Origin of the sequence: Salinivibrio sp. YCSC6, from assembly GCF_004916735.1 — a bacterium.
GTDB classification, from domain to species: domain Bacteria; phylum Pseudomonadota; class Gammaproteobacteria; order Enterobacterales; family Vibrionaceae; genus Salinivibrio; species Salinivibrio proteolyticus.
On record NZ_CP039516.1, the window covers coordinates 1,990,737 to 2,003,968 of the forward strand.

General features: G+C 50.5%; 10 protein-coding genes and 4 tRNA genes. 7 read left to right on the forward strand and 7 right to left on the reverse strand.

Annotation, left to right across the window (positions count from 1 at the left end; translation table 11 throughout):
* Positions 1 to 53 precede the first annotated feature (53 nt).
* Entirely contained in the window at positions 54 to 578 is a 525-nt protein-coding gene (locus tag E8E00_RS09135) for an RES family NAD+ phosphorylase (RefSeq protein ID WP_096631316.1), read from the reverse strand.
* Between the two features lie 181 nt (positions 579 to 759).
* Between E8E00_RS09135 and queC the strand changes: the two genes are divergently transcribed.
* Positions 760 to 1,455, forward strand: a complete 696-nt coding sequence (gene queC / locus E8E00_RS09140; protein ID WP_096631314.1) for a 7-cyano-7-deazaguanine synthase QueC — start codon at positions 760 to 762, stop codon at positions 1,453 to 1,455.
* A gap of 85 nt (positions 1,456 to 1,540) precedes the next feature.
* Here queC and E8E00_RS09145 read toward each other — a convergent pair whose 3' ends face one another.
* Positions 1,541 to 4,690: a multidrug efflux RND transporter permease subunit gene (locus E8E00_RS09145; RefSeq protein WP_096631312.1), complete on the reverse strand. Its 3,150-nt coding sequence runs from the start codon at positions 4,688 to 4,690 to the stop codon at positions 1,541 to 1,543.
* Complete coding sequence (locus E8E00_RS09150) at positions 4,690 to 5,811, reverse strand: efflux RND transporter periplasmic adaptor subunit (RefSeq protein ID WP_096631309.1); 1,122 nt, start codon at positions 5,809 to 5,811, stop codon at positions 4,690 to 4,692. Before E8E00_RS09150 ends, E8E00_RS09145 begins: the two co-directional genes overlap by 1 nt.
* Positions 5,812 to 6,167: 356 nt before the next feature.
* Between E8E00_RS09150 and E8E00_RS09155 the strand changes: the two genes are divergently transcribed.
* The 4 genes from E8E00_RS09155 (at position 6,168) to E8E00_RS09170 (ending at position 6,572) form a co-directional block, all read left to right on the forward strand.
* Positions 6,168 to 6,252: transfer RNA gene (locus tag E8E00_RS09155), tRNA-Tyr, on the forward strand.
* 22 nt (positions 6,253 to 6,274) lie between these two features.
* A tRNA-Tyr gene (locus E8E00_RS09160) sits at positions 6,275 to 6,359 on the forward strand.
* 22 nt (positions 6,360 to 6,381) lie between these two features.
* Positions 6,382 to 6,466 (forward strand) — tRNA-Tyr (locus E8E00_RS09165).
* Positions 6,467 to 6,487: 21 nt separating this feature from the next.
* Positions 6,488 to 6,572 (forward strand) — tRNA-Tyr (locus E8E00_RS09170).
* 57 nt (positions 6,573 to 6,629) lie between these two features.
* Here E8E00_RS09170 and E8E00_RS09175 read toward each other — a convergent pair.
* A complete protein-coding gene (locus E8E00_RS09175; RefSeq protein ID WP_096631307.1) occupies positions 6,630 to 7,604 on the reverse strand; it encodes a glutathione S-transferase family protein in 975 nt (324 codons plus the stop codon).
* A 242-nt stretch (positions 7,605 to 7,846) separates the two neighbouring features.
* Here E8E00_RS09175 and E8E00_RS09180 point away from each other — a divergent pair, with 242 nt between their 5' ends.
* Positions 7,847 to 9,775 (forward strand): methyl-accepting chemotaxis protein, encoded by a 1,929-nt coding sequence (locus E8E00_RS09180; RefSeq protein ID WP_096631305.1) that lies wholly within the window; start codon positions 7,847 to 7,849, stop codon positions 9,773 to 9,775.
* A 50-nt stretch (positions 9,776 to 9,825) separates the two neighbouring features.
* Here the strand turns inward: E8E00_RS09180 and arsJ are convergent, their stop codons facing one another.
* The 3 genes from arsJ to E8E00_RS09195 form a co-directional block, all read right to left on the reverse strand.
* Entirely contained in the window at positions 9,826 to 11,052 is a 1,227-nt protein-coding gene (gene arsJ, locus E8E00_RS09185; protein WP_096631632.1) for an organoarsenical effux MFS transporter ArsJ, read from the reverse strand.
* Between the two features lie 73 nt (positions 11,053 to 11,125).
* Positions 11,126 to 12,133 carry an ArsJ-associated glyceraldehyde-3-phosphate dehydrogenase gene (locus tag E8E00_RS09190; protein ID WP_096631303.1) on the reverse strand — a complete coding sequence of 336 codons (1,008 nt, stop codon included), beginning with the start codon at positions 12,131 to 12,133 and terminating at the stop codon, positions 11,126 to 11,128.
* Between the two features lie 11 nt (positions 12,134 to 12,144).
* Entirely contained in the window at positions 12,145 to 12,486 is a 342-nt protein-coding gene (locus tag E8E00_RS09195) for a metalloregulator ArsR/SmtB family transcription factor (RefSeq protein ID WP_096631300.1), read from the reverse strand.
* Positions 12,487 to 13,027: 541 nt separating this feature from the next.
* Here E8E00_RS09195 and E8E00_RS09200 point away from each other — a divergent pair.
* Positions 13,028 to 13,228, forward strand: a complete 201-nt coding sequence (locus tag E8E00_RS09200) for a hypothetical protein (protein ID WP_096631297.1) — start codon at positions 13,028 to 13,030, stop codon at positions 13,226 to 13,228.
* The last annotated feature ends 4 nt before the right edge of the window (positions 13,229 to 13,232 follow it).

Genomic DNA, 13,232 nt, shown 5'->3' on the forward strand with positions numbered 1-13,232 from the left:
GTAGCACTTAAGTATCACTGAAAAAGTTTTTTGATTCGCCTTACCAGCGACCGTCATTTCAAGCTAATCTCTTCAGGCTCGCCCACTCTGGTCACAGACGGCACGCCTGGGGCGTTCCAGCGAAACAAGGTGATATGCCAAGTGCTGGGATCTTTTCGCGACGGGTCAATCAAGCCAATTTCATTACCACTTCTCAGTTTATCGGCCACCCACCAACTGGATGGAGATTCGCCTTTTGCTAAGGCCGCTTGCCAATCAACGCTGGATAAGGTTTTGTATTGCTGGAGTTCAGGATGACGCAAATCTACCAGCTCACAGGGCTCAACCTGATACCGCACAAGCACGCGTGGCGTTGTGATCTGGCTGGCGTACTTTTGCATGGCTACGCGCGCACTCTCTGCACTCTCGGTTAAATACAGCGCGCTTTCCCCCTGACGATTATACCGACCGTTCGGTCTGTCTTTACTTTCTCGCATCAAGACAGCGTCGATGTGCTCAGGGTGACATACTCTGACAAAAATACCCGAGATGGGCGTGCGGCACAGGCTGGGGATAGCTTGCGGTTCAAGTCCGTCCATAACTTGTGAATGTCCTTTATAAATCAACCATCAAGGCGTAGCTTAGCAAACAAAGAGGGGACAAATTGCGTGCTGACTAACGTATTGCATCATCGCATCTGGCTTGCTGTCGATACCACACAGGGGTACCATCCGTGCTCTGTGTAACACTGGGTAAGTAGCACCGCCAAAGGACAAACCAATGAAGAAAGCCGTTGTGGTATTTAGCGGAGGACAGGATTCAACCACCTGTTTGATTCAAGCGCAGGCAGAGTACGACGAAGTGCATTGCCTCACTTTCGACTATAACCAGCGCCACAAGCAAGAAATTGATGTTGCCCGTGAGATTGCTGCGAACCGCAAAGTCAGTGCGCACAAGGTATTGGATGTTGGTTTGCTCAATGAATTGGCGATTAGCTCGCTCACACGCGACAACATTCCTGTTTCCAATGCACTGAACGAAAACGGCCTGCCCAATTCCTTTGTGCCGGGACGTAATATCTTGTTTTTGACTTTAGCGGGTATCTACGCCTATCAAATTGGCGCAGAGGCGGTGATCACCGGTGTCTGCGAAACCGACTTTTCTGGCTACCCAGATTGTCGTAACGATTTTATTCAATCAATGCAGCAGGCTCTTGAGCGCGGCATGGACAGAAAACTCGCCTTAGTCACACCATTAATGTGGCTGAATAAAGCTGAAACGTGGGCACTGGCCGACCAGTATCACGCTCTCGATTTTGTGCGCGACCACACCCTAACCTGTTATAACGGCATTAAAGGCACTGGCTGTGGTGAATGTCCAGCCTGCCACTTGCGTCAGCGTGGCTTAGATGAATACCTCGCCAACCAAGCGGACGTACAAGCAGCACTGCAACGCAAACAAGCCGAAAACGCGTAGCTGCGCGCATCTACTGGCAGCAACAAGAAATAAAAAACCGCCTCACAATGAAGAGGCGGTTTTTGTGTCGAGAATACAACAGCGGTTATTTATGCGGCTCATCATGCGGGTGGGTATCAAACTCACCATGACTGGCCCGATGCACAGTTTCCACCGCGAGCGCTTTATCCAACTGCTGTGCCACATACTCCGGCGAGTGAGTATGAATGGAGAGCAGACGATACATCGCAGGGATCACCAGCAAGGTGACAAAGGTCGCAAAGGCCATACCGGTGAAGATCACCGTCCCAACCGCGATACGACTTTCAGCCCCCGCGCCAGTGGAGAGGATCAGTGGGATCATCCCTGCCAAGGTAGTAAACGCCGTCATCAGAATCGGTCGCAAGCGACGGACTGACGCATCGATAATCGCTTTTTCAAATGCAATGCCGCGGTCACGCAATTGGTTGGCAAACTCCACGATCAAGATACCGTTTTTGGTCACCATCCCAATCAGCATGATCAAACCAATTTGGCTGTAGATATTGATCCCTTGGTTGGTAAGCCATAGGCCTAAAAAGCCGCCCAGCATCCCCATGGGCACCGTCAACATCACCACCAAAGGGTTAATAAAGCTTTCAAATTGTGCCGCTAACACCAAGTAAGACACCAAGAGCGCTAAACCAAACACCACCAGCACACTGGTTTGGTTGTCACGAAAATCTTTCGACTCCCCTGAATAGCCCACCGAAATATCAGCTGGCAAATTCTCAGCCGCGATTTTATCCAGATAATCGAGTGCTTGGCCCAGCGTCACTCCCTCACCTAAATGCGCCGATAAGGTGATCGATTTTTGCTTGTTGGTATGGCTTAAACGCTGCGCGGACGCTGTTTCTTCCACCGTGGTCACTGCATCGAGCGAAACCAACTTTCCGCTGCGGCTGCGCATATAAATCCGACTGAGATCGCCTTTACTGCTAAAGGCCTTTTCATCGCCGCGCACATACACATCGTACTCTTCACCGCGATCCACATAACTGGTCTGGGCACGGCCGCCAAGCATCACTTCTAAGGTGTCGGACACATCCCGCACCGAAATGCCGAGTTCAGAGGCACGACGACGATCTACTTTCACCACGAGCTCAGGGGTAGTTTGGTTGTAGTCGTAATCTGGGCTATCAATCATGCCCGCCTCTCGCCCCATTTCGCCCAGTTTTTCCGCCCAGCGGTGAAGCTCAGGATAGTCTGGGCCACTCAATACAAACTGCACGGGCTCTGAACTCCCCCCACCAAAGCCAGGCGCAAACGGGAACACTTGCACGTCTGGCACACCATTTAACACCTGACGGACTTCCGCCAAGATATCCTGTGCAGAGCGATCACGCTCATCCCAATCCGGCAATAGCATGATCACAAAGCCCGTTTGATCTCCCGCTCGACCGCCAAACGCCGGTGTCTGTACGCTGACCGAGCTCAAGGTCCCCGCCTCGACCAAGGGCATTAAACGCTGCTCAATTTGCTCGATGTTACCTACCATACGGTTGTACGCCGTGCCTTCCGCACCACGGACAAATGCCAGCAACACCCCACGATCTTCTTGTGGCACCAATTGCGATGGTAAGTGCTGCATCAACACACCACTACCACCAATACAAAGCAGAATGACCACAGGTGCCACCCAACGCCAGCGCAGTACATGCCCCAACGCACGGCGATAGTAGCCTTCAAGCACATCGAACCCACGAGTGATAACACGGTTTACGGGAGTCGATGCCACATTTAAGCGCAGTAATTTACTGCCAAGCACCGGCGTTAGCGTTAACGCAATGAGGGACGAACAGAGCACAGTGACGGCAAGCATCACGGCAAACTCGGTGAACAGCTTACCAATCATGCCATCCATGTAGGTAATGGGGAGGAACACCATCACCAACACCGCCGTGGTGGCAATCACCGCAAAACCCACCTCCCGTGCGCCACGGTAAGCGGCCACCAAAGGTGGATCGCCTTGCTGTAAGTGGTGGAAGATATTTTCGACCACCACAATGGCATCATCCACCACCAGACCAATCGCGAGAATGAGCGCCATTAAAGTCAGCAGGTTGATGGAAAAGCCCATCGCCGAGGCAACGATAAAGGCGGATATCAAGGACACAGGCACAGTCACTGCTGGGATCAAGGTGGCGCGCGCTTGGCCAATAAAGATATACAGCACTAACACCACCAATGCCCCAGTGATAAACAGGGTGCTGTACACCTCTTCAATCGAGCGATCAATAAATACCGTGGTATCGTAATCGACCCAAAGGCGCGTGCCTTCGGGCAGGAAGGCCTGCATTTCATCGACAAGCTTATGTGCCCGTGCGGATATGTCGAGCGGGTTGGCATCGGATTGTGGGATCAGCGCCAAGCTTAAATTATTGATACCATTGTTTTTGTAGGTAGCATCTTCATTACGTGAGCCAATTGCCACCTCCGCCACATCCGACAGATAAATCGCAGTGCCATTCGCCGTAGTGCGCACCACCAGTTGTTTAAAGTCCTCCGCATCACGGTATAACCGATCACTACGCACTGGCATGGTCATCACGTCATTGCGGATTTCCCCGCCCGGACTTTCTAAGTTTTCATCCCGCAATGCATCAAGAATATCTTGAGTGGTGACACCGTGCCCCGCCATTTGGGTCGGATTCAGTTTGACATACATCACTTTATACAGCGCGCCGTATAAATCGACCGAGCTCACGCCTGAGATCAAACTGAATCTGTCTTCGAGAGTACGTTGGGCATATTCCGTCAGTTGGTTACGGTCCATTTCTGACGAGGCCAGGTTAATATAAACCGCCGCTTCGCCGGTGCCATTGTCTTTGTACACAATCGGATCATTGGCATCATCGGGCAGTCCTCCTTGTGCGCGTGCCACGGCATCACGCACATCACTCACCCCTTCGGTCAGCGGATGATCGAGCTTAAACTCCACCGTGATCCGTGATGAGCCATTGCGACTGACCGAGGTGATCTCTTCAATACCGCTAATGCCGGAGAGCTCATCTTCAATCAATTGCGTGACTTGGCTTTCCATAATGCTCGCCGAGGCGCCGGAATAGCCGGTGTAGATACTCACCACCGGGCTATCAATATCAGGCATCTCACGCACAGACAAGGTCGAGAAAGAGACCGCCCCAAAGACACATAACAGCAAACTCAACACAATCGCCATCACTGGCCGTTTTACCGAGACATCAGACAACCACATTAGCTAGCCTCCGTCTCAGAAACGGTCTCAGTCACACGGCTTTGATCATCAGCTTGGTTTTTACGCGCTTCCGCATTTAATACCGAGACTTGCGCCCCATCACGCATGTTCACTAAACCTTGCACCACAATGTGCTGACCCGGCTCGAGTCCTTTACTTACCACCACTTGGTTATCAATCCGCGCGCCAAGGGTGATTTCAGTACGATGAGCAATGCCTTCATCATCAATCCGGAAAACATAACGTCGTGTGCCGGAATATTGCAGAGCTTGCACAGGCACTATCACCGCGTATTGCTCAGGCAAAGTCAGTTTCGCCTCCATCAGCATACCGGGCTGCAATTGACGTTCAGGATTATCTAGCGCGACGCGAACACTGACCGATAACGCGTCTTTATCCACCCGAGAATCCACCACACTCACCGTGCCGGTAAAGGCCTCATCGGGATAGGCTTGCGACGTGACCGCCACTGGCATATTGGGGTACAGCAACCCGATATATTGTTCTGGTACTTGAATATCGAGGTTCATCTGAGAAAGATTATCGAGACTAAAGAGCGATTCGCCCACATCCACGCGCTGGCCGACACTTAAATCAAACAGGCCAATGCGACCTGAAAAGGGCGCAACTAAACGGTGATCATCTAAATCAGATTGCGCCGATTGCAAACGCGCCTTGGCGATATTGACACTCGCTTGCTGTGCATCCAACTCGGTTTGCGTTAACGCACCACGCTGCGCCAGCTTGGTATACTCTTTGAGCTTGCGCTGCTCGTCATTGAGGTAAGCCGACGCTTCCAGCACCGCGGCTTGAGCTTTGGCGCGATTAAAGGTCACCAACGGCGCCCCTTTTTGCACGGTTTCGCCCGGCTTGACGTGAACAGTTTCAATGCGCGCCGACACTTCCGATTCAATATTAACCTGTTGGTGGGCTTTGACATTCCCCACCAAAGATAACGACGGCGCAATCGGTCTGGTTTCCACTTCCGCTGTCATCACATCCACAGCGCGCGCGCTTGGAGCGGAGGTTGCCGTATCTTCGTTCGTGGGCCCCGCTCCACTCCATAACCAGAACGCAACGCCGGCCAATATCACGGCGCCCAGTAGCATCCCTTTTTTCATTGCATCACACCTTATAATTTGAATAGCACCAGTGTACTGATCTGCTTTTTTTTGTCCTTAAAGAATTGTAAAGACGCTATTTTTTATACTTATTACATCCAAATATGAGATTCGATCAGAATGTATAATTCCTTTTTGATTTATCTATCAGCGATATGCAGGATTATGATCTCCCACACATCATCGAAACTGGGCATAAGACTGCGGCAATAAGCAACGGTTTCAAAAAACGCATAAAATTCGATGTTGGCGGTTAAAAACGCCGTAAAGCGTTGAAAAAAACATCAACCGCTACACGGGATCAAGAAAATCCTTTACAGCACCAATCGGTTTGATAATATTCGCCCCGTTCGCGTGGTGGGATTCCCGAGCGGTCAAAGGGATCAGACTGTAAATCTGACGGCTCAGCCTTCGAAGGTTCGAATCCTTCTCCCACCACCACTTTTACAAAGCAAGACTCCGTGGTGGAGTTCCCGAGCGGTCAAAGGGATCAGACTGTAAATCTGACGGCTCAGCCTTCGAAGGTTCGAATCCTTCCTCCACCACCACTTTTACAAAGCAATACCCCGTGGTGGGATTCCCGAGCGGTCAAAGGGATCAGACTGTAAATCTGACGGCTCAGCCTTCGAAGGTTCGAATCCTTCTCCCACCACCACTTTACAAAGCAAGACTCCGTGGTGGAGTTCCCGAGCGGTCAAAGGGATCAGACTGTAAATCTGACGGCTCAGCCTTCGAAGGTTCGAATCCTTCCTCCACCACCATCTTTAAGGGCCAGCATCTGCTGGCCCTTTTTCGTTGTTGTGTCGTTAACTACCCTATCATTTCCCACTTGTTAGTGATGCCCGCCCATGCGGCGACCATAAATCTTGCTCCGGTCCTTTCGGTACAATTCGGGTTGGATTGATATTACCGTGGCTGTAATAGTAATGGGTTTTGATGTGCTGCATATCGACGGTCTCAGCCACCCCTGGCACTTGAAACAGCTCTTTCATGTAGCAGAACAAATTGCAGTAATCGGCAATACGTTGCTTGTTACATTTAAAGTGGCCCACGTAGACAGGATCAAAACGAATTAAGGTGGTGAACAAACGCCAATCGGCTTCTGTGATCTGATTTCCGGCAAGGTAACGGTGACGACTTAAATGATCGTCCAATACCGTCAAGGCAGTAAATAACTTATCAAAAGCGTCTTCATAGGCCGCTTGCTTAGTGGCAAAGCCGCATTTATACACGCCATTGTTCACATTGGGATAAACAAATTCATTCCACTGATCAATCGCTGCACGTAGGTTTTCTGGGTAATAATCGTCATGATTGCCCGTAATACCATCAAATGCCGAATTGAACATCCGAATAATGTCGGCGGATTCATTACTGACAATGGTCTCGGTTTGCTTGTCCCATAAAATTGGCACAGTGACCCGTCCGGTGTAGTCAGGTTTGGCTTTGGTATACAACTGGTGCGCGTAGTCAAACCCATATAAGGGCTCTGGCTTCGAAAACGTCCAGCCATGTTCTAGCATCTCAGGCGCCACCACAGTGACAGCAATATGAGGCTCAAGTCCTTTCAAATGACGCATAATCAGGGTGCGATGCGCCCACGGGCATGCCAAAGAGACATAGAGATGATAACGTCCTGATTCTGCTTTAAAGCCCGCGCTCCCGCTGGACCCTGCATTACCATCAGGCGTTATCCAATGACGAAACCCAGCGTCTTCACGGATAAATCGGCCGCCGGATGATTGGGTGTCATACCACACATCGTGCCACACACCATCGATCAGTTTTCCCATACGTCCTCCTTTTTCTCTTTGCAGTATAAAAAGCCACAACGAGAAAGTCGGCCGTTCAGCTTGTTGGAGTTATTCGAAAAAGCTGTTCAAGTGGCTGAGCGTCGCAGAATGGAAGGAGTACGAGGCCACCGAAAAATCATACGCCGAGGCACACACCATAGTGTCCCCTTAGAGTGAAAACATGTCAGTTAGTAAAATTCCACTATATTGAATAAGTCCCACCTCAACTGAATAGGCGCCCAATGAAATGGATGTATAACCTTAAAGTGCGGCTTAAGCTAATGATCGCATTTGGTATTTTGGTGTTATTAACCGCATTGGTGACACTGAACGCTGTCACCGGCGTGGCTCAGCTTAATAATGAAGTCTCGGCAGCTGATGATCTCAATCGAATAGTAAAATACATAAAAGAAGTACGGATTACCGAAAAGAATTTTATTTTGCGCCGCGACAACAGCTACGTGGCGGAAATTAAACAACTCACTGATACCATCAATCAGCAAGCGACCACCACAACTGCCAAAGTCAGTGATCAACAAACGAAAACGCTGCTCTCGCAAATCATGGCTGAAAATAAAGCGTACCAAACGGCGATGGATCAGTATGTGGCCCAGTATGACAAGCTTGCGCAAGCGGAAACGGGGATGCGCGATCAAGCTCGGCGGGTTGAGCAAGCGCTGATAACCATTCGTCAAACGCAAAAGGATCGCGTCAATCGTTATCTTGCCCAAGGGCGCTCGCCGGAAGTGATCATTGATACGTTAAAAATTGCCGATGAAGCGAATCGCTTAATTAAATGGATGCTAGAGTCTCGTCGCGCCGAGAAGAATTATATACTGTCCAGCGATGCGCAATTCACGGAAGCCGTGAACCAAAAGCTAGCCGACATGGATAAGCTGATCGATACCCTTCCAGATGAAATAGACACGTCAGCCGTTCGACAAGGCATCGCATCCTATCGCAACGCATTCCAAACCTACGTCAGTGCATATCAACAACGTCGAGCGATTAACGACACCATGTTAACCAAAGCGAGAGCGGTGGAAGATCTCGCTGAGAAAGGCCGTGACATGGGTAAACAAAAACTCGCTAAAAATGAGCAAAGCATGCTGATCACCAATATCGTGCTTGCTGGCGTCGCCATTGCAATCGGTATTGGCGTCTCTTGGCTGATGACCGCCATGATCGTGCCGCCTTTACAGCGCGCAGTGGCAGCGAGTCAGAAAATTGCCAATGGCGATTTAAGCGTCAACATTGCGACCGATAGGAAAGATGAAATTGGTGAGCTGCTCGGATCCATTTCCACTATGTCGACCCGCCTAAAAACCATGATTGGCGATTTGTCGGACAACATTACCCGCATCGCCAATTCGTCAGAGGAATTGTCTTCGCTGACCAACGAAACCTCCCACGGCGTGAAGACACAGAAGCAGGATATTGAACAAGTGGCCGCGGCAGCAACACAAATGAGCGCCTCAGCACAAGAAGTGGCACATAAAGCCGAGGCAACTTCGGACTCCGCCCATCAGGCGAACGATCAAGCGCAACGCGGTAACGCGTTAGTGAGCACCACAGTCGCCGGTATTTCGACCTTAGCGGAAGCCATTGGACAGTCCGAGTCAGTCATTAACACAGTAAAAGATGACAGTGAGAACATCGCGTCTATCTTGGATGTGATCAAGGGGATTTCGGATCAAACCAACTTACTCGCACTCAATGCCGCCATCGAAGCCGCCCGCGCGGGTGAGCAAGGTCGTGGCTTTGCAGTAGTGGCGGATGAAGTCCGTTCACTGGCACAGAAAACCCAAGAATCGACCGTCGAGATCGAAAAAATGATCGAGACCCTTAAAGCAGGTGCCGAATCCGCCGTGAGTGAAATGGTGAAAAGTAAGCAACAAGTCGAAGAAGTGGTCGAGCAAACCGAACAAGTTCGTGAAGCGCTTGAGTCTATTTCAGCAGAAATTAGCAATATCACGGAAATGAACACCCAAATCGCACAAGCCGTCAAAGAGCAAGGGCACGCGGCGGAAGATGTCAGTCAACGCATGAATACCATTCAAGATGTGGCCGACCAGACCTCACAAGCCTCTGAGCAGACCTCGGTAGCCAGCCAGGACTTGGCATCCGTCGGTGAAGAGCTGCGTCGCCTCAGTACCGTGTTTAAATGGTAATCAAAATGCCACCCAGCCTGCTGGGTGGCATTTATCTCATTCTGCGGTTATTACGAAGGCGGCAAAGGCTGTGGTTGACGGTTCGGTAACCCCAGCGAAATGACCGTGGTTACGGTAAGAAATCCAAACGACACCCAAAGGCATGCCGCCAGTCCCCATACTTGGAAAACCCAACCGGATAACACGGTGCCAATTAAGCGTCCCATGGCGTTCGCCATATAATAGAACCCCACATCCAGCGACACACCATCGCCTTTGGCATAACTGACAATTAAGTAGGAATGCAGGGAAGAGTTAATTGCAAAGATCGCCCCGAATACCATGAGTCCAACGATAATCACCCCTTGCGGATACCACTGTTCGCCAATCGCGTAAGCAATAATCCCCGTCACCACCGCCAATAAACCTGCCCAACCTAACGCCGCTTTACCGCCCGGCGAATGGCCAGCTTGGCGCCCGGTAATTTTCGGGGCAATCCCTTGCACCACACCGTAAGCGATCACCCATAGCGCAAGAAAGCCGCCCACCGCACTGTGGCTCCAACCAAATGTGGTGCCAAGATAAATTGGCAAGGCCACCACAAACCAAACGTCTCGAGCGCCGAAAAGAAATAAACGTGCTGCCGAGAGGATATTCACGCTGCGAGACTTGGAAAAGATTTCCGAAAACTTAGGCTTATGTTTCGCTTTCCCCAACTCCGCATTGAGCGATACCACACTGCCGACAAACACCAAACTCAACACACCCGCCATCGCCGCCACCGCATACTGAAAGCCAATCAATGAGAGCAAGGCGCCACCGACAAAAAAGCCCACACCTTTGAGTGCATTCTTCGAGCCGGTCAAGATTGCAATCCACTTAAACAGCGCTCCTTGTGCGTTGTCAGGCACTAAGGTTTTGATCGCACTTTTAGCACTCATCTTGTTCAGATCTTTCGCAATTCCAGACAAGGCTTGAGCCGCCATCACCCAAGGAATGGTGAGCCAACCGGCTGGCACGGCTAACATGGCAAGCGCGATAATTTGCATGCCAAGGCCAATATTCATGGTGCGATTAAGGCCTAAACGCGCACCGAGCCATCCACCGATAAGGTTAGTGACCACCCCGAAAAATTCGTAAAACAAAAACAGCGATGCGATTTCTAACGTGCCGTAGCCCAACTCATAAAAATACAGCACCACCAGCATCCGCAGTGCACCGTCGGTGATGGTGAAATTCCAATAGTTAAAGGTGACCAGCATATACTGGCGTACAGATTGGCTTAATTGAGCAAACATAGTGGTCATCGATTCACATACCAAAAAGGGCGATGAGGCACTGGGCACGCATCGCTACCCGATAAAAAAGCGATTACTGATCAACGCCGCCGACGTTGCGCACCAGCTCAGCAGTGCGCGTGGCATACCCCATTTCGTTGTCATACCACGCATAGATTTTGACCATACGCTTTCCCACCACCATGGTGGATAAACCATCGACAATGGTGGAGTGCTGATCACCACGGTAATCAATCGAGACTAAAGGACGCGCCTCAAAGCCAAGAATGCCGTTGAGCTCGCCGTCCGCGGCTTCTTGCAACAGTGCGTTCACCTCGTCGGCGGTAGTATCGGTTTCCACATCAAAGATCACATCCGTCAGCGACGCATTGGCAAGGGGCACACGCACCGCATGGCCATTAATCTTGCCTTTTAGATCCGGGAAGATTTCTACGATAGCGGTCGCCGACCCCGTGGTAGTCGGGATCAAGCTCATGCCACAGGCGCGAGCGCGACGTAAGTCTTTATGCGGCGCATCCAAAATCGTTTGGGTATTGGTTAAATCATGAATGGTGGTGAAGGTCGACTGCGCAATCCCCAGCTTTTCATGGATCACTTTCACAATCGGTGCCAAGCAGTTCGTGGTACACGATGCTGCGGTAACGATCCGATGTTTGCTGGGATCAAATATCGCGTCATTCACTCCCACCACGATATTCGCCACACGCTCATCTTTGACCGGCGCAGAGACCACCACGCGCTTTACGCCTTGGTCCAAGTACTGTTGCAGCAAATCCGCGTCACGGTGTTTTCCCGTTGCTTCAATCACCACATCGCAACCTGACCAGTCGACGGCATCAATCGCTTTTTCTTGGCTTGTCGTCAGTGTCTTGCCGTTAATCTGCACGCGGTTGCCTTCTGCACTCACCGCGTGATGCCAACGCCCTTGTACCGAATCAAACTCCAGCAAATGCGCCAGTGTTTCGGTATCTCCCGCCACATCGTTGATATGCACAAACTCGAGCTCTGGCCAATCAAATGCTGCCCGCAGTGCCAAGCGACCAATACGGCCAAACCCATTGATCCCGACTTTAATTGTCATTGCTTTCTCCTTTACACACAGCAGGTAGGGCGAGACGCCATCTTGGCAAGCCGCGTGATATCTTCTTGATAAGTGTCTTTTAGGCAGTTGGAATCAACTAAACCCTGAATTTGTTTGCGCATCCAGCCGGGTAAATCAGCGGCTAAGCGATAAAACACCCATTGCCCTTGGCGCGTATCAACCAACACACCATTGGCCCGCAGTTGCGCTAAATGACGTGAGATCTTCGGCTGCGAGGTGTCCAGCGCTTCGGTGAGCTCGCACACACATAACTGCCCTTCACGGGCAATAAGCAGTAAACACCGCACACGTGTTTCATCGGCCAATAATTTGAAAAACTGGTGAGGCAACATAGGCTCTCTCACTACACTTAATTAAATGCACATATGGATATGCGTATATTATAAAGCCTAAGCATGCACGCAACCCTGACAAACAAGAATTCACAAAAGCTTCATATTAGAGAATCAGCCGATAGCGCTATAAGCCCTTTACATCCGCATAAAATGCTGTAATGTGGCCAAATCTCTAGATACGGAGCATCAAAAGACATCAAGTCAAAGTCGAGACAGACCACGCTATTTCCCGTATAGACTCTCTGCAGCAATCCACTTTCGCTTTTTTCCTAGATTGATAACCCGTTAACCACCTCTTTTGCTATCACTCATTGGTGGGTATCACCGTATTGATGGTGATCGCTCATTCCAAAGGGACCGGCGCATTTGCGCAGCTCATGATGGATAACCACTGAGGGGGCAGAGCAATAATCATTTAACTCACGGAGATAAAATATGGCCGCTACTAACGGCAGACTGCGTCACTGGTATCATTTACGCCGTACGCAAACACAAACGAAAACGTCTCACAACACAACTAAAACAGTAAGGAACGCCATTGATAGTTAACTTTTCACTCCCTAACCTTGCCAACTGGCAGGTCGCGATCCATCAATTTAATGGGGATATTATCCTCAAGCACTTGCTCCATCGCCTACCGACATTACCCCAACCGACGCTACAATTTGATCCCAGCACCGAGCTTGGCACTATTTTTAGCCAAGGCGAATGCTTGGGTGCGTTTTCTCTCGCACACTAACGCT